The following is an 18812-nucleotide window of genomic DNA, read 5'->3' on the forward strand; positions in this document are numbered from 1 at the left end:
GTGTCCAGAGGCCTTTCGGCCTCTGGCGGGGTGGTTCGGAGGGGCAGCGCCCCTCCGGTCCCAATGCCAGGATCCCTCACGCCGCGAAGTGCGGGATGAACGGCCGTTCCTCGAGGAACGCCGCCGCCGCCCGCAGCACCAGCGCATCCGCGCAGCGCGGCCCGGCGATCTGCAGCCCGATCGGCAACCCCTGCCCGTCCCGCCCGCAAGGGACCGAGACCGCGGCGCCGTGCGACAGGTCGAAGGGATAGGAGAACTCCGCCCAGACCAGCCAATCCCAGGCGTGGTCCGGCCAATGGGCCGGGCGCTGGCGCCCGACCTCGAAGGCGGTGACCGAGGCGGCGGGCGTGACCAGCAGGTCCCAGCCCGAGGCGAACCACTGGCCGATCTCGGCCGCGTAGGCGATGCGCTGGCCCTGGGCGGCGATCGCCTCCCGCAGGGTCATGCCCTCGTATTCGGCGAGGCAGGCCGCCAGGCCCGGGTCCTGCAGGGCCCGGCGCTCGGGATCGGTCTCGAGGAAGGGCAGCATGGCGATGCCCCAGAGCCCCCGTTCCAGCCCCGGCCCCTTCGGGCCCCAGGGCGGCGTCACCTCCTCGACCATGGCGCCGGCGGCCTCGAAGGCCGGCAGGGCGGCGCGCACCGCGGCCGCCACATCCGGATCGACGCGGGCATGGCCGAGGTCCGGGCTGTAGGCGATGCGCAGCCCGCGCAGGTCCGGCGCGCCGACCTCCGCCGCCCGGAACCCGCCCGGCAATGTCGTATGATCAGCGGGATGCAGCCCGGCCATCACTTCGAGCATGAGCGCGGCATCGGCGACGGACCGGGTGATCGGCCCGGCATGGGACAGCGACTGGTTGTTGGTGACCGGCGCATAGGGCACCAGGCCGAAGGTCGGCTTGTGCCCGACCGCGCCGCAGAAATGCGCCGGCAGGCGCACCGAGCCCGCCCCGTCCGTGCCCAGGTGCAGCGCCCCGCACCCCGCGCCGGCCAGCGCGGCCGCGCCGGAGGATGAACCGCCGGCCGTAACCCCATGTTTCCACGGATTATGCGTGTGCCCGGTCAGCGGGCTGCTGCTGACGGCCGTCCAGCCATATTCGGTCGAGGTGGTCTTGCCGAGGATGATCGCCCCGGCCGCCTTCAGCCGCGCGACCAGCGGCGCGTCATGCCCGAGCGGCGCGGGGTCGCTCAGGCGCGACCCGCGCCGCGTCGGCAGGCCCGCGACGGCCGTGATGTCCTTGATGGTGGCCGGCACGCCGTGCAGCGGGCCGAGCGGCAGTCCGGCCATCACCGCCGCCTCCGCCTTCCGCGCGGCGGCCATGGCGCCATCGGCATCGAGCGCGGCGAAGGCGTTCAGCCGCGGTTCCCAGGCCTCGATCCGGGCCAGCACGGCGCGCGTCACCTCGACCGGGGAGGCACGGCGCGTGCGGACCAGCTCGGCCTGGGCGGTGGCGGGCAGGGTCGCGAGGTCGGTCATGCCGCGCGCTCCTCGCCCCAGGCGGCGATGTCGAGGAAGGTGGACTGGTAGCAGGCGCCCTCCCCCATGTCGGTCCTGCGCATGTCGCAGAGCATGTTGACCGTGCCCGACACCGCCTCGGCATCCGGCCGCTGGCCGGGCACCAGGCAGACGCCCGGCTGGACCTCGTCGCTCACCTTCAGCACCAGCCCCACCTCCCCGAGATCGTTGAACAACCGCACCTTCTGCCCGTCGGCCAGGCCGCGCTTCGCGGCCTCGTCAGGGTGGAGGATCGCGCAGGGCGCCCCTTCCCGCTTCCGCAGGAAGGGGGAGGCCGCATAGGCCGTGTGCGCCTGGAAATAGCCCGGCGCCGTCAGCAGCCGCAGCGGCCAGCGGGCGGCGTCCGCGGCCTCGACCGGGTCTTCCTGCCAGACCGGCATGGGCGGGACGCCCTGCTTGGCCAGGGTCTCGGAATAGATCTCGAGCCGCCCGGAGGGGGTGCGGAACTCCTGCGCCGCCGGCGCCTTGAACTTGAAGGGGCCTTCGAAGACGCGGGCGGGATCGACTTCGCCCACCATCCCGGTCGCGCCTTTGAACAGAAGGGGCACGATCTCCTTGGGCTGCAACGAAAAGACCGCGTCGGTCAGCCCCATCCGCCGGCCCAGGTCCTGCGCCAGGTGGAAGTTCGACCGCGCCTGGTGCTGCGGCGGGATGGCGGCTTCCGCGTACTGCATCCGGTAGGTGCCGTAGGAACGGTAAAAGTCCTCGGTCTCGAGGTAGGTGGTGGCGGGCAGCACGATGTCGGCGAAGCGCGCCGTGTCGGTCATGAAGGGGTCGTGGACCACGGTGAACAGGTCCTCCCGCGCCAGGGCCCGGCGCAGACGGGCGACATCCGGGTTGGTCACGGCAGGGTTGTTGGCGGCGATGAACAGGGCGCGGATCGGCGGGTCGCGCATCTCCTCCAGTGCCTCCCCCAGCGCCAGATGGTTCACCATGCGCGCGGCGGCGGGGCCGGAGGGCTTGCCCAGCACCTGGAACTGGAAATCCATCGACGCCGCGGCGAGCAGCAGCGCCCCGCCCCCTTCCCGCCCATAGGCGCCGGTCAGCGCCGGCAGGGTCGCGACGGCCCGCAGCGCCTGGCCGCCCTTGGCGAGGCGGGTCATGCCCTCGCCCAACCGGATCAGGGAGGTCTTCGCCGCGCCGTACATGGCGGCCAGCCGCTCGATATCGGCCTCGGCGAGCCCGGTGATCCGCGCGACCCGGGCGGGCGGGAAGTCCGGCAGGACCTCGGTCGCCCAGCGGTCGAAGCCGAGGGTATGGGCGTCGACATAGGCGCGGTCGATCTTGCCGTCCCGAAGCAGGATATGGGCGATGCCGCAGGCGAGCGCGGCATCCGTGCCGATCCGGATCGGCAGGTGCCAGTCCGCCCGCGCCGCGGTCTGGCTGCGCCGCGGGTCGATGACGATGAGCTTCACCCCCGTCTTGCGCACCTTTTCCAGCAGCGCCCAGACATGGACGTTCACCGCCATCAGGTCGCAGCCCCAGGCGATGACCAGGTCGGAATGCACAATGCTTTCCGGGTCGGTGCCGCCGACCGGGCCGAGCGTCATGTCCCAGGCCGTCTCGCAGCAGGTGTCGCAGACCGTCCCGGCCATGAGGCGGGAGGTGCCGAGCGCATGGAACAGCCCGGAGACCAGCCGCCGGTTCATGTGCCCCTGATGGGCGGAATAGGCGTAGCCGAGGATCGCCTCCGCCCCGTCCGCGGCGATGATGGACTTCCAGCGGGCGGTTATCTCGTCCAGCGCTGCGTCCCAGGTGATCGGGGCGAACTGGCCGCTGCCCTTCGGGCCGGTGCGGCGCAGCGGGGTGCGCAGCCGGTCGGGCGCGTGCACCACCTCCACGTCGCGCGTCACCTTCGCGCAGGCGAAGCCGGCGGTGTAGGGCTCATCCGGGTCGCCCTGGATGCGCAGCACCTGGCCGGCTTCCACCTCGACGACCAGGGAGCACATGTCGGGGCAGTCATGGGCACAGACGGCGCGATGCTTGGTCATGGCGGCGGGCTTCCTTCAGGCCGGGTCAGTGTCGGCAGGGATGGCGCGCGGCGCAACGGGGCTTGCCAGCCGCGGCCCGGCGCGGGACGACAGGCGCGCCACCCGCCAGGACCCGCCATGCCCGACCCGCGCGACGCCATCGCCCAGCTGATCGACATCATGGCCCGGCTGCGGCACCCCGAGACCGGCTGCCCCTGGGACCAGGTCCAGGACTTCGCGTCGATCGCCCCCTACACGATCGAGGAAGCCTACGAGGTCGAGGACGCGATCGCCCGCGGGTCGCCCGCGACCCTGCTGGATGAGTTGGGCGACCTGCTGTTCCAGACCGTCTACCACGCCCGCATGGCCGAGGAGCGCGGCTGGTTCGCCTTCGCCGACGTCGCAGCGGTGATCTCCGACAAGATGATCCGCCGCCACCCCCATGTGTTCGGGGCGGCCGAGGCGCGGACCGAGGCCGCCCAGGTCGCGGCCTGGGAAGCGCAGAAGGCGGCCGAGCGCGCGTCGCGGGCCGAGACCGGGACGCTCGCCGGCATCCCGACCGGCCTGCCCGCGCTGACCCGCGCGGCCAAGCTGACGCGCCGCGCCGCCCGGGTGGGCTTCGACTGGCCGGACGCGGCGGCGGTGCTCGACAAGCTGGAGGAGGAAGCCGCCGAGTTGCGCGCCGAGATGCGAAACGGTTCGGAGCCGGTCGATCGCGAAAGGGTCAAGGATGAGGTGGGCGATCTGCTCTTCGTCCTGGCGAACCTCGCGCGCAAGCTGGACCTCGACCCGGAGGACTGCCTGCGCGGGGCCAACCGGAAGTTCGAGCATCGCTTTCGCTTTATCGAAGAAGCATTGAAGAATGAAGGAAAGGCGCCGGCGGATGTCGACCTGGACCGCATGGAGGCGCTCTGGGGCGAGGCCAAGCGGCAGGCTGCCGGCAAGGGTTGAGGTGCCATGCTTCGTTTGCTTCTGACCGCGCTCATCTTCTGTCTTTTCTCGCTGAACGAGGCGTCGGCGCAGCCCCGGCGCACCCTGCACGATGCCGGGGCGGCCGGACGGCTCGTGGCCGCGCCCGCCGGCATGGGGGAGGCGCTGCGCCTCCAGCGCGCGGGCCAGACCGTATGGCAGGCCCGGGACCAGCGCTTCGAACCCTTCCGCGACGGCGCCCCCATCCCGATCGGCGGCGGCCAGACCGCCATCGGCATCACCGGCTGGACCGGCGGCGCCTATTGCTGCTGGACGCTGCACCTGTTCCGGCCCGGCCCGCAGGGGCTGACGCATGTCGCCTCCCTGCCCCTCGGCAAGCGTGAGCCCGACGTGTTGCGCCTGGCGCCGCCGGGGACGCAGGGGATCGTCCTCGCCGATGCCGAATTCGATTTCTGGGAGGCGCCGGCAAGCCGCGCCGCGAACCTCCACCCCGCCGTGCCGCTGCGCTGGACCGGCCGGGCGCTGGAAGCGGACCAAGCTGCGATGCGCCGGCCGGTCGCCGCGGCGCTGGGGCATGCCTGCCTCGAGACCGCCGCGCCGGAGGGCGTGCCCCCGCCCGAACAGCGGATCACGGCCCATCCGAGCCCCGAGGCCGCCATCGCCGCCCTGCGCGCCATGGATTGGACGGTCCGCGGCGGCCCGGCGGCCCATCCGGGCGTCGAGGCCGCGCGGCTCGCCGCCTGCCTGGTCTATTCCGGCCATGCGGCCGAGGCCCGGCGCCTGCTGCGGGAGGCCTGGCCGGCCGGCGCGCCGGGCCTGCCGGAGACGGAACGGCAACTCGCCGCGCGGCTCGCCTGCAGCCCCTTCGCCGCGGCGGTGCGGGCCATCAACCCGCCCGGCGCGCCCTATCTCGGCGCGCGGTGCAACCGGAACGGCGCGGACCGGACGGCGGTCTTCGGGCTCGACTGGCGGTAGCGCGGCGTCAGCCCGGCCGCGTTTCCGCCCGCACCGTCACGCGGCCTTCCGGCAGGGGGATGAATTCCGCCTCGTCCCCCGGCACCTTGGCGAAGCGGCCAGCGGCCCAATCCGACTTGGCCTGTTCCAGCCGTTCCCGGGACGACGCGACGAAGTTCCAGTACATGTAGCGCGGCCCGTCCATCACGGCCCCGCCCAGCATCAGCAGCCGCGCGCCCGCGGGCCCGGCTTCCAGCGCCAGCGCGTCGCCGGCGCGGAACACCAGCATCCGCCCGGCCTCGAAGACGCTGCCCGCCACGGTCACGCTGCCCTGCACGACATAGGCGCCGCGTTCCTCATGCTGCGCCGGCAGCGGCAGGCGGGCGCCCGGGGCCAGCACGGCATCGGCGTAGAACAGCGGCGAGGCTGTCTCGACCGGGGCGCGCAGGCCCCAGGCTTCCCCCGCCACCAGGCGCAGGGTCACGCCGGCATCGGCGATCAAGGGCAGCGCCTCGGCGCCGTGATGGGCGAAGGCGGGCGCGGTCTCCTCCATTCCCTTGGGCAGCGCGACCCAGGACTGGATGCCGAACATCCTCCGCGGCCGGTCGCGCAGCGCCGCATCCGTGCGTTCGGAATGCACGATGCCCTGCCCGGCCGTCATCCAGTTCAACTCGCCCGGCCGGATCGGCTGGGCCGAGCCGAGGCTGTCACGATGGAAGATCTCGCCCTCGAACAGGTAGGTGACGGTGGACAGGCCGATATGCGGGTGCGGGCGGACATCGAGCCCCTGCCCCGTCAGGAACTCGCCCGGCCCCATCTGGTCGAAGAAGATGAAGGGGCCGACCATCTGGCGTTCGCGCGCCGGCAGGGCGCGGCGGACCTCGAAGCCGCCGATGTCGTGCGCGCGGGGGATGATGACGGTCTCGATCCCCTCCGGGGCGGGCGGGCAGGTCGGGTCGGTCTCGTCGAGGGTGCTCATGGGGTCGCCTCCTGGCTGCCCCTCATGTCGGGGTGACGGGCGCCTGGCGCCATGGGGCGGGGGTGATGGTGGCGATCAGCCGGGCGGATAGGCGATCGCCACCACCTCGATCTCCTCCACCCCTCCGGGCAGGCGGATCTTCCGCACGTCGCCGAGCTTCGCCCCGAGCAGTGCCCGCGCGACCGGCGCGACCCAGGAGACATCGCCGCGATCGGCATCGGCCTCATCCACGCCGACGATGCGGATGGTCACCTCGGCATCGTCCGACAGGCGGGCGTAGGTGACGGTCGCGCCGAAGAAGACCTGGTCGCGCCTGGCCTGCGCCGCCGGGTCGACCACCTGCACGCGGTCCAGCCGCTTGCGCAGGAAGCGCACACGCCCGTCGATCTGGCGCAGGCGGCGCTTGCCGTACTGGTAGTCGGCGTTCTCCGACCGGTCGCCGAGCGAGGCGGCCCAGGAGACGACCTCGACCACCTTCGGCCGTTCATCCTCCCACAGCCGGCGGATCTCCTCGCGCAGCGCGGCGGCGCCGGCGGGGGTCATGTAGAAAGGCGTGCCGGGGGGAAGGCCGGGCGGGCCTTCATCCTCATCCTCGTCCGGATCGCTCACGGGTCGAGCAGGCTCGCGCGGAGCGCCTCCCAACCCTCGCGGTCCGGCGCGCAGATCAGCCCGCCATCCTTGTGCGTCGGCAGGTATTCGCTGCCGTCGAAGCGCGCGGAATAGCCGCCCGCTTCCCGGTGCAGAAGCCAGCCGGGCAGATGGTCCCAGGGCATCAGGCGGTTGTAGAGTTGCGCATGGGCGTGCCCGCCCGCGGTCAGCCGGTATTCATGCGCCGCGCAGCGGAAGCAGACGACGCCGGCAAGCCGCGGCAGCCGGGACGCGACGCGGCTGCGCAGCGGCTCCTTCAGGTAGGTCCAGGAGATGGCGGCGACCATGCGCTCGACCGGCACGGGTGCCGCGACGCGCAGGTCGGCCATGTGCCGCCCTTCTCCATCCGCGATCCAGGCCCCTTCCCCGCGCAGCGCGATCGCCGTGTCGTCGCCGAGCGGGTCGTGGATCCAGCCCGCCACCACCTCCCCGCGCACCACCGCCGCGGCCATGCAGCCGAACAGCGGCGTGCCGGAGGCGAAGTTCGCCGTGCCGTCCACCGGGTCGACCACGAAGGCGAGGTCCGCGCCGGCGAGGCGGTCGATCACGGCGGGGTCGGCCGCGGCCGCTTCCTCCCCCACCACGACGCAGCCGGGGAACATCCGGGCGAGTCCGGCCTCGATGATCCGCTCCGCGGCCTCATCCGCATCGGTGACGAGGTCGAGCGGGCCGGACTTGGCGCGCACCGCGCCCTGGGCGAGTCGGCGGAAGCGCGGCAGGATCTCCGCCCGCGCGGCGTCCCGCAGCAGGGCCGCGACATCGGCCGCGCGCGCCGCGCCGATCACCGCCCGCCGCCCTCGAAGCGGGCACGGTCGGCGGCGGAAATGCGCACGGTCAGGCGGATCGCCTCCTCCCCATCCTGGCGGGAGAGCACTTCGCCATGCTCGTAGAGCCAGGCGAGGCGCGCGCCGTCGCTGGTCGGCACGCTGACCTCCAGCGTCTCGAGCCCGGCCGAGAGGCGGGCGTCGATCGCGCGGCGCAGCGCGTCCAGCCCCTCCCCCGTCAGGGCGGAGACCGGCACGGCATCGGGCATGCGGCGGGCGACGTGCTCGATGCCGCCGAGCAGGTCGGCCTTGTTGAGCACTTCGAGCACGCGCGCTTCCCAGCCTTCCTCGAGCGAGGCGTTGGGGCCCTCGGCCATCTCCTCCATCACGCCGAGCACGTCGGCGCGCTGCGCGGCGCTGTCGGGGTGGGCGATGTCGCGCACATGCAGGATGACGTCGGCCGCGGCCACTTCCTCGAGCGTCGCGCGGAAGGCCTCGACCAGCTGCGTCGGCAGGTCGGAGATGAAGCCCACCGTGTCCGAGAGGATGCAGGTCCGCCCCGAGGGCAGGCGGATGGCGCGCATCGTCGGATCCAGCGTCGCGAAGAGCTGGTCCTGCGCATAGACGCCCGCGCCGGTCAGCGCGTTGAACAGCGTGGACTTGCCGGCATTGGTGTAGCCGACGAGGGCGACGACCGGGTACGGCACGCGCGCCCGCGCGCTGCGGTGCAGGCCGCGGGTGCGCCGCACCTGTTCCAGTTCGCGCTTGAGCCGGACGATCCGGTCGCCGATCAGGCGGCGGTCGATCTCGATCTGGCTTTCGCCGGGCCCGCCGAGGAAGCCGAAGCCGCCGCGCTGGCGTTCGAGGTGCGTCCAGGAGCGGACGAGGCGCGTGCGCTGGTATTCGAGATGCGCGAGTTCGACCTGCAGCGCGCCTTCCTTGGTGCGCGCGCGCTCGCCGAAGATCTCGAGGATCAGGCCCGTGCGGTCGATGACCTTCACGCCCCAGGTCTTTTCCAGGTTGCGCTGCTGCACGGGCGTCAGCGCCGCGTCCACCACCACCAGCGCGACATCCTGGTCCTTCAGCGCGCGGCCGATGATCTCGGCCTGGCCTTCGCCGATCAGCGTCGCTGGGCGGCGTTCGCGCAGCGGATGGACCGCCGAATGCACGATGGCGACGCCGATCGAGGCGGTGAGGCCGACCGCTTCCGCGAGTCGCGCCTCGGCCGCGCGTTGTCCGCCCGCATCGCCGATGGCGACGCGGTTCGGCCGCTCATAGGGCAGGATGACGGCTGCGCGGGTCGGCGCGCCGCCCGGGGCCTCAGGTGCCGCCGCCAGGGGTCACCTCACGCGTCAGCGTCATGCGCGTGTCGGAGGCCGGCGCGGCGCCGGCCGGCTGCGCGCCCGGCTGGGCCGCCGCATCGAACAGCATGATGGGCGCGCCCGGCATCACCGTGCTGATGGCGTGCTTGTAGACCAGCTGGGTATGACCGTCCCGGCGCAGCAGCACCGAGAAATTGTCGAACCAAGTGATGATCCCCTGCAGCTTCACGCCGTTCACGAGGAAGACCGTCACGGGGGTCTTGGATTTGCGAACGTGGTTCAGGAACACGTCCTGCACGTTCTGGGACTTCTCGGCGGCCATCGGACCGGTCCTTCTTCTTGCTGGTCACCGACCAGGGGCGGACCGGCGAAAACCATTTCCGGCCGCCGGCGCGGGGAGTTTCCCCGTTGCGCTAGCGGATGGCAAGCGAAAGCAGATGCGCGGCCAGCGCATGGCCGTCGGCGAAGACGACATCCGGCCCCGCGGCGGCCACCCCGCCGTCATGCGCGGCGTCGCCGAGCAGCACCGCGCGGCAGCCCGCCGCGCGCGCCGCCTGCATGTCGAGCGCGGTGTCCCCCACATACCAGACGGCGTCGGAGGCCGCGATGCCGACCGCTTCGAGCGCCATGAGCAGCGGCGCGGCATCCGGCTTGTCCCGCGCCGCGTCGCCCGCGCCCACCAGCGCGCCGAAGCGGGCATCCCAGCCCAGATGCGCCGCTTCCGCGCGCAGCAGCGGCCCCTGCTTGTTCGACACGACGGCCTGCGGGCCCATGCGCGCCGCCGCGTCCAGCGCGGCATCCGCCCCCGGCATGGGGGTGAGCACCGAGAGGTGCTGCACGCGCACTTCGTCGTAGAAGATGTCCCGCGCGCGTTCCCACTCGGCGCCGAACATGCCCGGAAACGTGTCGCGCAGGCTGCCGCGCACGCGGGCGAGCACCGTCTCGCGGTCCCATTCCGGCATGGCGAAGGCGCGGAAGGTGGCGTTCAGTCCGGCCTCGATCGCCGCCCAGCCATCGACCAGCGTATTGTCCCAGTCCCAGAGGATCGCCGCCGGGCGGCTCATGCGTGCAGCTGCGCCAGCAGCCCGCGCATGTCGCCCATCACCCAGAGATCGGCGATCCGCCCCTCTCGCATCGTGAAGAAGCCGACGCCTTCCCAGGCGAGCGTCCTGCCGCTCGGCGGCACGTCGAGGAACGGCCCGGCATCGTGCCGGCCGGAGAAGCCGATCCTGGTCGCGACCTTGTCGCCTTCGGCCACTAGGTCGCGGATCTCGCAGCGGTATTCCCCGAAGGCGTCGCGCACGCTGCGGACATAGGCGGCATAGGCGTCGTGGCCGCGCATCACCTGGCCGAAGGTGCCGCGGAAGGCGACGTCCTCGGTCATCAGCGCGGGCAGGCGCGACAGGTCGCCCTTCTCCCACAGATCGGCATAGAAGGCGCGGATGGTCGCCGCGTTGGTCGTGCTCACGCGGCGTTCTTCAGCCCGCCCTTCACGTGCCGGGCGAAGATCTCGAACAGCTGGCGCACGACGGGGCCGACCTTGCCGTCGCCCACGGGCTGGCCGTCGATCTTCACGATCGGCTTCACGAAGGAGGTGGCGGAGGTGATGAAGGCCTCCCGCGCGCGGCGCATCTCGTCCAGCGAGAATTCGCGCAGGTCGATCGGGATGCCGGCCTGGCGCAGTTCCTCGATCAGCGCGGCGCGGGTGCAGCCGGGCAGGATCGCGTGGTCGAGGTGGCGGACGCGGATCGTCCCGTGCTCGTCCACGATCCAGAACGACGTCGCGGCCCCTTCGGTGACCATCTTCGTGTCCGGGTCGTAGAGCACGGCCTCGATCGCGCCGACTTCCTTCGCCGCCTGGCGGGCGAGGCAATTGGGCAGCAGGTTCACGGTCTTGATGTCGCAGCGCGCCCAGCGCAAGTCGGGCTGGGTGATCGCGGCCGCGCCCCAGGTGTCGACATTGGTCGGATAGGGCGCGATGCGCTTGATGGTCACGACCAGCGCCGGCGGCACGGGCTTGCCGGGGAAGGCATGGTCGCGCCGCGCCACGCCGCGCGTGACCTGCATGTACAGCAGCCCTTCGGTGACGCGGTTGCGCCGGGCCACTTCCCGCAGCACGAGCCGCAGCGCGGCGCGCGACATCGGCATGGGCAGGCGGATCTCGCGCAGGGACCGCTCCAGCCGGTCGAGGTGCAGGTCCTCGTCGATGTAGCGGCCGTCATACAGGTGGACGACCTCGTAGATGCCGTCGCCGAACTGGTAGCCGCGATCCTCGATGTTCACGGCAGCCTCGGGCTGCGGCAGGTAGCGGCCGTTGACGTAGGCGATGCGGGACATGGCGCGGTCCTTCAGGGGGCGGTGGCGGCGGGCGCGGCGACGCGGTCCTCCGCCTGCACGCCGAGGAATTTCAGCTTCCGGTGCAGCGCGCTGCGCTCCATGCCGACGAAGTTCGCGGTGCGGCTGATGTTGCCGCCGAAGCGCAGCAACTGCGCTTCCAGGTACTGGCGCTCGAACAGCTCCCGCGCCTCGCGCAGCGGCAGCGTCATGATCTCGCTCGACCGGTCGAGCTTGAGCACCGCCGGCGCGGCCGCGCCGACCTGCGGCGGCAGCATGTCCGGCCGGATCGCGTCCCGCGCATCGCCCGGCGCCATGATCAGCAGCCAGTCGATCAGGTTGCGCAGCTCGCGGACATTGCCCGGCCAGTCATAGGCCTGCATGGCGGCGAGCGCGTCCTCGCTCAGCTCGCGCGAGGCCATGCCGGTCGTCTCGGCCGAGCGGCCCATGAAGTGCCGCGCGAGCACGGGCACGTCCTCCCGCCGCTCGCGCAACGCGGGGACGCGCAGCGGCACGACGGCGAGGCGATAGAACAGGTCCTCCCGGAACCGGCCGGCCGCGATCTCGGCCGACAGGTCGCGGTTGGTGGTGGACAGCACGCGCACATCCACCTTCACCCGCGTGCCGCCGCCCAGCCGCTCGAAGCCCTGTTCCTGCAGCGCGCGGACGATCTTGCCCTGGGTCTCGATCGGCATGTCCGCCACTTCGTCGAGCAGCAGCGTCCCGCCATGGGCGCGTTCCAGCACGCCGGCGCGGCGCGGCTGGGCGATCGGGTCCGCCCCGGCATCGACGCCGAACAGTTCTTCCTCGAACCGCGCCGGGTTCAGCGTCGCGCAGTTCAGCACCAGGAAGGGCCCGTCCGCGCGGCGGGACCGGGCGTGGATCATGCGCGCGGCGACTTCCTTGCCCGCGCCGGCGGGGCCCGTGATCAGCACGCGCGAGCCGGTCGGCGCGACGCGCTCGATCGAGGCGCGCAGCTGGCCGAGCGGGCCGGAGGCGCCGACGAGGTCCGTCTCCGGCCCCGCGCGCAGCCGCAGCTCGCTGTTCTCCCGCCGCAGCCGCGCGGCTTCCAGCGCGCGGGAGACTATGAGCAGCAGCCGGTCCGACTTGAAGGGCTTCTCGATGAAGTCGTAGGCGCCCTGCTGGATCGCCTGGACCGCAGTCTCGATCGTGCCGTGGCCCGAGATCATGATGACCGGGACGACCGGTTCCTCGGAATGCAGCGCCTGGAGGATGCCGAGGCCGTCGAGGCGCGAATTCTGCAGCCAGATGTCGAGGATGACGAGCGAGGGACGACGCTGGCGGAAGGCCGCGATCGCCGTATCGGCGTTGTGGGCCTGGCGCGTCTCGTAGCCCTCGTCCGACAGGATCCCCTCGATCAGGGTCCTGATGTCGGGCTCGTCGTCCACGATCAGGATCTCATGCGCCATGCGCGACCTTCGCTCCCTCTCCGGCCCGGGCCGATTCGCCCCCCTCGGTGCTTGTTCCGCCGGCGGCGCGCAGCGGCAGGATCAGGGAAACCCTGGCGCCGGGGCCGTCCTTGCGGTCCTCCAGCGCGAGCCTCCCGCCATGGTCCTCCATGATCTTCTTCACGATGGCAAGGCCAAGACCCGTCCCCTTCGCCTTATGAGTGACATAGGGCTCGGTCAGGCGGTCCCGGTCCTCCTCCCCGGGGAGGCCGACTCCGTCGTCCTCGACGGTGATCGCGACCTCCCCCTCCCGCTCCGTGACCGTGGCGCGGATCTGGCCAGCCCCGTCGGCGGCCCGCATCGCGACCGCGTCGGCGGCGTTCTGGAGAAGGTTGGTCAGCGCCTGGCCGATCAGCCGGCGGTCGCAGGGCACGCGCGGGGGCAGTTCCGCATAGGCGGTCTCGTAGGCGATCTCGGGGTGGGCATCGCGCTGCAGCACCAGCGCTTCCCGCAGGAGCTGGTTCGCGTCCTCCGGCCGGATGACCGGCTGGGGCATCCGCGCGAAGGCGGAGAATTCATCGACCATCCGGCCGATGTCGCCCACCTGGCGGACGATGGTGTCGGTGCACTGTCGGAAGGTGTCGGGGTCGTCCGTGATCTGCTTGAGGTAGCGGCGCTTGAGCCGCTCCGCGCTCAGCTGGATCGGCGTCAGCGGGTTCTTGATCTCGTGCGCGATGCGCCGCGCCACATCCGCCCAGGCCGCCTTGCGCTGGGCGGAGACGAGTTCCGTCACGTCGTCGAAGGTCAGGACATAGCCGTCGACGCGCCCGCCCTGCATCTCGGCGCCCAGGCGCGCGAGCAGCGTGCGCCGCGCCGTCGGCGGGCCCGACCGGATCTCGGCCGTCTGCGGCCTGTCGGGGCTGGCGCGCGCGGCTTCGATCAGCGGGGCGAATTCGGGCGCGACGCCGGCCAGCGGCAGGCCGATCGCGGCGTCGAGGTCGACGCCGAGCAGCGCCGCCGCCGAGCGGTTCGGCAGGTTCACCCGCATCTCGGCATCCAGGCCGATCACGCCCGCCGAGACGCCGGCGAGCACGGTTTCCGTGAAGCGGCGCCGCTCGTCGATCTGGCGATAGGCCTCCATCAGCTCCCCGCGCTGGGCGGAGAGCTGGCTCGTCATGCGGTTGAAGGCACGCGACAGGCTGGCGACCTCGTCATCGGCCTCCCCTTCCTGCACGCGGGTCGAAAGGTCGCCCGCGCGCACGCGCTCCGCCGCGGTGATCAGGCGGGATATCGGCCCGGCGATGCGGTTCGCGATCAGCAGGCCGAGCAGCACGGCGGCCAGCAGCACGAGCAGCGTGGCGATCGCGAAGATCAGCACGAAGGTGATCTGCAGGTCGCCCTGGTTGCGGTCCAGCCGGTCGTATTCCTGGAAGGCCAATTCCGTCGTGCGCATGTGCTCGAGCACGCCGGGGTCGACCGGCCGCGCGATCTGCAGCAGCAGCCCGGGCGGGATGTTGAGCGCGACGACGGCGCGCACCCGCCCTTCCCCGCTTTCGCCCGGCATCACCACCACCTCGCCCGCGCGGACCGATTCGATCGCCCAGGCGGGCATGGCTTCCACCACGCTGCCGGTGGTCAGCCCCGCGCTCGCCACGACCTGGCCGAGCGTGGGTTCGAAGACGATCGATTCCGTCAGGCCGCGGAAGGCGGTGTGGGTGGCGAGCAGCCGTGCGAAGGCGATGCCGTTGTCCGGCAGCAGCACCTGCGCCGCCCGGTTCAGGTCGTTGGCCATCGCCAGGATGTCGGCGCGGATCGTGTTGCGGTGTTCCTCGAGATAGGCGCGGGAGGCGACGAGGGAGGCCTCCAGCGTCCCGCGCACCCGGTCGCTGAACCAGGACTGGATGCCGAGGTTGAAGAACACCGCCGAGAAGCCCGCCACCAGGATGGCCGGCACCACCGCGACCACGCCGAACAGCAGCACCAGCCGCACATGCAGCCGCGACCCGGCCGAGCCCCGCCGCCGTTCCACCCACATGCGCACCACGCGCGCGGCGAAGGAGGCGGCGAGCAGCAGCAGCACCGCGAGGTTGGCGAGGATGATCCCCACCACCTCCCCCGGGCTGGTGGGCCCGAGCGGCGTCCCGCCCGACAGCACGATGAAGGTGGCGATGCCGAGCAGCAGGGCCACGACCGCGAGCGCGATCGTCATGCCGCCGCCCTGCAGCCGTTCGGCGAGGCGCCAGCGCCAGGAGGGCGGTGCCGCGCCCCCATCCTCGCGCGCCGCGGCGCGCGCGGCCGGGCGTCCGGCCCGGCGGCGGAACAGGCCCGTCATGTCAGGGCCCGCGCATGGGTCAGCTCAGCCCACGCACCACCGGCAGGTCGAGCTCCCGGATCTTCTTGCGCAGCGTGTTGCGGTTCAGCCCGAGCATCGCGGCCGCCTTGATCTGGTTGCCCCGCGTCGCGCCCAGGGCGAGGCGCAGCAGCGGGCGTTCCACCTCCGCCAATACGCGATCATAGAGGTCCCGCACCGGCATGCCATCTTTGTGCGCGGCCATGAAGGTCGCAAGGTGGCGCTCGACCGCCTGTTCGAGCGTGGCGGGCTGCGCCTGCCCGTCCGGCCCGGCGGGCAGCACGGCCTCGGCGAGTTCGCTCGCCACCGCGTCCCCGCCGATCACCTCCTGCGCGTACAGGGCGGCGAGGCGGCGCATCAGGTTCTCGAGTTCCCGCGCATTGCCCGGCCAGGCATGGGCCTTGAGCGCGTCCATCGCCTCGGGGCTGAGCTGCTTGGACGGCAGGCCGGAGGCCCTCGCGCGGTCGAGGAAGTGCCGCGCCAGCAGCGGGATGTCCTCGATCCGCTCGCGCAGCGGCGGCAGGCGGATCGGCACGACGTTGAGCCGGTAGAACAGGTCCTCCCGGAACAGTCCCTGGCGGATCAGCTGGCGCAGGTCGCGATGCGTCGCGGCCACGATCCGGACATTGGCCTTGATCGGCTGCCGGCCGCCCACCGTCGTGAACTCGCCTTCCTGCAGCACGCGCAGCAGGCGCGTCTGCGCCTCGGGCGGCATGTCGCCGATCTCGTCGAGGAAGAGCGTCCCGCCGGCCGCCTGCTCGAAGCGGCCGATGCCGCGGTTGAGCGCGCCGGTGAAGGCGCCGCGCTCATGGCCGAACAATTCGGCCTCGATCAGTTCGCGCGGGATCGCGGCCATGTTGATGGCGACGAAGGGCCCGGCGCGGCGCTTGCCGTAGTCGTGCAGGGCGCGCGCGACCAGCTCCTTCCCGGTGCCGCTCTCCCCCGTGATCATGACGGTGAGGTCGGTGGTCGTGAGCCGCGCGACGGTGCGGTAGATCTCCTGCATCGCCGTGCTGCGGCCGACCAGCGGCAGCTTCTCGCCCGTCTCCTCCTCCGCCCCGCCGGGGCTCGCCGTGGCCGGCGCGGCGAGCGCGCGCTCGACCACCGCGAGCAGTTCCTTCAGGTCGAAGGGCTTGGGCAGGTATTCGAAGGCGCCGCGCTGCGTCGCCTTCACCGCGGTCGCGAAGGTCGATTGGGCGCTCATCACCACGACGCGCAGGTCGGGGCGCACGCGGCGGATGCGGGGAACAAGGTCGAGGCCGTTCTCGTCCGGCATGACGACGTCGGTGATGACGAGGTCGCCTTCCCCGTCCTCCACCCAGCGCCAGAGGGTCGCGGCCGAGGAGGTCGCCCGCACCTGGTAGCCGGACCGGCCGAGCGCCTGGCTCAGCACGGTGCGGATGGCGCGGTCGTCGTCGGCGATCAGGATCGTGCGCGGTTCGGTCATTGGGATGTCCCGAGGACTCCGGGCGGCGGCGCTGGCAGGGAAAGGCGGAAGACGGTGCGCCCCGGGCGGCTGTCGCATTCGATCAGCCCGCCCTGGTCGGCCACCAGCTTCGCCACGAGCGCGAGGCCGAGCCCCTGTCCCCCCCGCTTCGTGGACACGAAGGGTTCAAAAAGCGTGCCGCGGACTTCGTCCGCGATTCCAGGCCCGTTGTCGCGCACGCTCACCTGCAGCGGCAGGTGAACACGTTCGGAGGAACCGGGCACGGCGATGCGCACGCCATGATGATAGGCCGTGGCGAGCACGATCTCCCCGCCCAGCGGGTCGACCGCTTCTGCCGCATTCTTCACCAGATTGAGCAGGATCTGCACAAGCAGATCCCTGTTGCCCCAGACCGGCGGGAGCGAGGGGTCGTATTCCTCGGTGATGCGGAGATGCGATGCGAAGCCGTTCGCCGCGATCCGCTTCACGTGGTCCAGCACCTGGTGGATGTTCACCGGCGCCAGTTCGACCGGGCGGTCGGAGAACATGTCCAGCCGCTCCACCAGGCCGCGGATGCGGTCGGCCTCGTCCTGGATCAGCTGGCACAGTTCCCGGTCGCCTTCCTGCGCGTTCTGCTCGAGCAACTGCGCCGCGCCGCGGATGCCGGAGAGCGGGTTCTTCACCTCATGCGCCAGCATCGCCGCCATGGCGGAGGCGCCGCGCGCCGCGCCGCGGAAATTCAGCGTCCGGTCGAGCATCTGCGCCGTCGAGGAATCCTGGAAGGTCAGCACGACGCCGCCGGCGAGTTCCGGCAGCGGCGCCGCGTGAACGCTGACGCCCCGGCGCGACAGGCGCGGGCTTTCGAGCGCGAGGTCGTGGTCCGACACCCGCGCATCCATGCGCCGCACCTGCGCGATGACGGCGAAGATGCGGCTGTCCTCCGGCAGCAGGTCGGTCAGCCGAAGCTGCGCCAGCGAGGCGATCGAGGTCTGGAGGAACTGCTCCGCCGCGGCATTGGCGTTGATGAAGCGATCCTCGGGGTCCAGCACCACGACCGGCACCGGGATGGCGCCAAGGATCGCGGCGGCTTCCGGCACCGGCCGGCCGCGCCAGCCGGAAGGTCGGGCGGCGCGGCGCAGCAACCCGGGCTTCATGCCGCCATGCGCTCCTCGCCCGCCGCGCGGAAGGAGTCGCGCACGACCTCGACGCCCTGCTCGATCAGCGGGTCGTAGAAGCTGTCGATCAGCGCGCGGACCGAGTCCGGCGTGTCGCAGCGGTTCACCTGCGCGCGGAACTCGCCCGAGCCCGGCAGGCCCTTCGAGTACCAGGCGACATGCTTGCGCGCGAGCCGCACGCCGGGCTCCGTGCCGTGGTGCAGCAGCACGTCCTCGTAGTGCTGAAGCAAGATGCGCTTCTGTTCCTCGAGCGCGGGTTCGGACGCATCCTCCCCGCGCAGCCGCGCGGCGACGGTGGCGGGGAACCAGGGGCGGCCGTAGCAGCCGCGGCCGATCATGACGCCATCCGCGCCGGACCGGCGCAGGGCCTCGACCGCATCCTCGACCGTGACGATGTCGCCATTGGCGATGACCGGGATGCGCACCGCCGCCTTCACCCCCGCGATGAAGTCCCAATCCGCCGTGCCGGTGTAGAACATCTGGCGCGTGCGGCCATGGACCGTCACCAGCCGGATGCCGCTTTCCTCGGCGATGCGCGCGAGGCGCGGCGCGTTCAGGCTGTTGTGGTCCCAGCCCATGCGCATCTTGAGCGTGACGGGCACGGACACGGCGCGCGCCGTCGCTTCCAGGATGCGCGCGGCGGCGATCTCGTCGCGCATCAGCGCGCTGCCCGCGCTCTGCCCGACGGCGACCTTCTTCACCGGGCAGCCGAAATTGATGTCGACGATCGCCGCACCCCGGTCGACGGCCAGCCGCGCCGCCTCGGCCATGGTCTGCGGGTCGCACCCGGCGAGCTGGACCGAAGCCGGGCCGCCGAAGCCGTCCACCTCGGCCATCTTCAGCGTCTGCCGGTTCTCCCGCACCATGGCCTGGGAGGCGATCATCTCGCTGACGACCATCGGCGCGCCGAGGCCGCGGGCGAGGCGTCGGAACGGCAGGTCGGTCACGCCCGACATGGGGGCGAGGATGACCGGCGTGTCGATCACCACCCCGCCGAGGTCGATCGGCGGCAGCGGGCGCGCGGGGGTGTTGCTCATG

The 18812-nt window shown here is 72.2% G+C and carries 17 protein-coding genes; 2 read left to right on the forward strand and 15 right to left on the reverse strand.

The genetic code is table 11. The features are described 5' to 3' along the window. Positions 1-76: 76 nt before the first annotated feature. Positions 77-1474, reverse strand: coding sequence for an amidase family protein (locus J5Y09_RS03210; protein WP_209350300.1), 1398 nt, complete (start codon positions 1472-1474; stop codon positions 77-79). Next, the gene (locus J5Y09_RS03215) at positions 1471-3504 is read right to left on the reverse strand and encodes a molybdopterin-containing oxidoreductase family protein (RefSeq protein WP_209350301.1); all 2034 of its coding nucleotides are present in this window, start codon (positions 3502-3504) and stop codon (positions 1471-1473) included. The genes J5Y09_RS03210 and J5Y09_RS03215 overlap by 4 nt, the downstream gene beginning before the upstream one ends. Positions 3505-3621: 117 nt before the next feature. Here J5Y09_RS03215 and mazG point away from each other — a divergent pair, with 117 nt between their 5' ends. Together mazG and J5Y09_RS03225 are read left to right on the forward strand one after the other, a co-directional pair. After that, positions 3622-4434: a nucleoside triphosphate pyrophosphohydrolase gene (gene mazG / locus J5Y09_RS03220; protein WP_209350302.1), complete on the forward strand. Its 813-nt coding sequence runs from the start codon at positions 3622-3624 to the stop codon at positions 4432-4434. A gap of 6 nt (positions 4435-4440) precedes the next feature. Continuing rightward, the gene (locus tag J5Y09_RS03225; RefSeq protein WP_209350303.1) at positions 4441-5388 is read left to right on the forward strand and encodes a hypothetical protein; all 948 of its coding nucleotides are present in this window, start codon (positions 4441-4443) and stop codon (positions 5386-5388) included. A 7-nt stretch (positions 5389-5395) separates the two neighbouring features. On the opposite strand, the gene J5Y09_RS03230 is transcribed toward J5Y09_RS03225, so the two are convergent. From J5Y09_RS03230 to dusB, 13 genes are all read right to left on the reverse strand, one after another. Continuing rightward, complete coding sequence (locus tag J5Y09_RS03230) at positions 5396-6346, reverse strand: pirin family protein (protein WP_209350304.1); 951 nt, start codon at positions 6344-6346, stop codon at positions 5396-5398. A gap of 75 nt (positions 6347-6421) precedes the next feature. Next, on the reverse strand, positions 6422-6955 hold the full coding sequence (gene greB, locus J5Y09_RS03235) for a transcription elongation factor GreB (RefSeq protein WP_342451397.1): 534 nt from the start codon (positions 6953-6955) through the stop codon (positions 6422-6424). Beyond that, positions 6952-7779: an inositol monophosphatase family protein gene (locus tag J5Y09_RS03240; protein WP_209350305.1), complete on the reverse strand. Its 828-nt coding sequence runs from the start codon at positions 7777-7779 to the stop codon at positions 6952-6954. Before J5Y09_RS03240 ends, greB begins: the two co-directional genes overlap by 4 nt. Beyond that, positions 7776-9095 (reverse strand): GTPase HflX, encoded by a 1320-nt coding sequence (gene hflX / locus J5Y09_RS03245; protein ID WP_209350521.1) that lies wholly within the window; start codon positions 9093-9095, stop codon positions 7776-7778. Before hflX ends, J5Y09_RS03240 begins: the two co-directional genes overlap by 4 nt. Further along, positions 9079-9402, reverse strand: coding sequence for an RNA chaperone Hfq (gene hfq / locus J5Y09_RS03250; protein WP_209350306.1), 324 nt, complete (start codon positions 9400-9402; stop codon positions 9079-9081). The genes hflX and hfq overlap by 17 nt, the downstream gene beginning before the upstream one ends. Positions 9403-9493: 91 nt before the next feature. Then, the gene (locus tag J5Y09_RS03255; protein ID WP_209350307.1) at positions 9494-10144 is read right to left on the reverse strand and encodes an HAD family hydrolase; all 651 of its coding nucleotides are present in this window, start codon (positions 10142-10144) and stop codon (positions 9494-9496) included. Beyond that, positions 10141-10548, reverse strand: coding sequence for an ester cyclase (locus J5Y09_RS03260; RefSeq protein ID WP_209350308.1), 408 nt, complete (start codon positions 10546-10548; stop codon positions 10141-10143). The genes J5Y09_RS03255 and J5Y09_RS03260 overlap by 4 nt, the downstream gene beginning before the upstream one ends. Then, the gene (locus J5Y09_RS03265; RefSeq protein ID WP_209350309.1) at positions 10545-11417 is read right to left on the reverse strand and encodes a D-amino-acid transaminase; all 873 of its coding nucleotides are present in this window, start codon (positions 11415-11417) and stop codon (positions 10545-10547) included. The genes J5Y09_RS03260 and J5Y09_RS03265 overlap by 4 nt, the downstream gene beginning before the upstream one ends. 11 nt (positions 11418-11428) lie before the next feature. Then, positions 11429-12844, reverse strand: a complete 1416-nt coding sequence (ntrX, locus tag J5Y09_RS03270) for a nitrogen assimilation response regulator NtrX (protein ID WP_209350310.1) — start codon at positions 12842-12844, stop codon at positions 11429-11431. Beyond that, a complete protein-coding gene (locus J5Y09_RS03275; protein WP_209350311.1) occupies positions 12834-15155 on the reverse strand; it encodes a sensor histidine kinase NtrY-like in 2322 nt (773 codons plus the stop codon). The genes ntrX and J5Y09_RS03275 overlap by 11 nt, the downstream gene beginning before the upstream one ends. Positions 15156-15174: 19 nt before the next feature. Then, positions 15175-16620 (reverse strand): nitrogen regulation protein NR(I), encoded by a 1446-nt coding sequence (gene ntrC / locus J5Y09_RS03280; RefSeq protein ID WP_209350312.1) that lies wholly within the window; start codon positions 16618-16620, stop codon positions 15175-15177. Next, complete coding sequence (locus J5Y09_RS03285) at positions 16617-17753, reverse strand: two-component system sensor histidine kinase NtrB (RefSeq protein ID WP_209350313.1); 1137 nt, start codon at positions 17751-17753, stop codon at positions 16617-16619. Before J5Y09_RS03285 ends, ntrC begins: the two co-directional genes overlap by 4 nt. Beyond that, complete coding sequence (gene dusB, locus J5Y09_RS03290; protein ID WP_209350314.1) at positions 17750-18811, reverse strand: tRNA dihydrouridine synthase DusB; 1062 nt, start codon at positions 18809-18811, stop codon at positions 17750-17752. Before dusB ends, J5Y09_RS03285 begins: the two co-directional genes overlap by 4 nt. Position 18812 lies beyond the last annotated feature (1 nt).

Origin of the sequence: Roseomonas nitratireducens, assembly GCF_017813355.1 — a bacterium.
GTDB lineage: Bacteria > Pseudomonadota > Alphaproteobacteria > Acetobacterales > Acetobacteraceae > Neoroseomonas > Neoroseomonas nitratireducens.

Bases quoted from the DNA above. Each gene is read 5' to 3' on its own strand.
- J5Y09_RS03275 (WP_209350311.1), bottom strand. From the start codon at position 15,155: ATGACGGGCCTGTTCCGCCGCCGGGCCGGACGCCCGGCCGCGCGCGCC.
- J5Y09_RS03230 (WP_209350304.1), bottom strand. From the start codon at position 6,346: ATGAGCACCCTCGACGAGACCGACCCGACCTGCCCGCCCGCCCCGGAG.
- mazG (WP_209350302.1), top strand. From the start codon at position 3,622: ATGCCCGACCCGCGCGACGCCATCGCCCAGCTGATCGACATCATGGCC.
- J5Y09_RS03215 (WP_209350301.1), bottom strand. From the start codon at position 3,504: ATGACCAAGCATCGCGCCGTCTGTGCCCATGACTGCCCCGACATGTGC.
- J5Y09_RS03255 (WP_209350307.1), bottom strand. From the start codon at position 10,144: ATGAGCCGCCCGGCGGCGATCCTCTGGGACTGGGACAATACGCTGGTC.
- hfq (WP_209350306.1), bottom strand. From the start codon at position 9,402: ATGGCCGCCGAGAAGTCCCAGAACGTGCAGGACGTGTTCCTGAACCAC.
- dusB (WP_209350314.1), bottom strand. From the start codon at position 18,811: ATGAGCAACACCCCCGCGCGCCCGCTGCCGCCGATCGACCTCGGCGGG.
- J5Y09_RS03210 (WP_209350300.1), bottom strand. From the start codon at position 1,474: ATGACCGACCTCGCGACCCTGCCCGCCACCGCCCAGGCCGAGCTGGTC.
- ntrC (WP_209350312.1), bottom strand. From the start codon at position 16,620: ATGACCGAACCGCGCACGATCCTGATCGCCGACGACGACCGCGCCATC.
- J5Y09_RS03285 (WP_209350313.1), bottom strand. From the start codon at position 17,753: ATGAAGCCCGGGTTGCTGCGCCGCGCCGCCCGACCTTCCGGCTGGCGC.
- J5Y09_RS03265 (WP_209350309.1), bottom strand. From the start codon at position 11,417: ATGTCCCGCATCGCCTACGTCAACGGCCGCTACCTGCCGCAGCCCGAG.
- ntrX (WP_209350310.1), bottom strand. From the start codon at position 12,844: ATGGCGCATGAGATCCTGATCGTGGACGACGAGCCCGACATCAGGACC.
- J5Y09_RS03225 (WP_209350303.1), top strand. From the start codon at position 4,441: ATGCTTCGTTTGCTTCTGACCGCGCTCATCTTCTGTCTTTTCTCGCTG.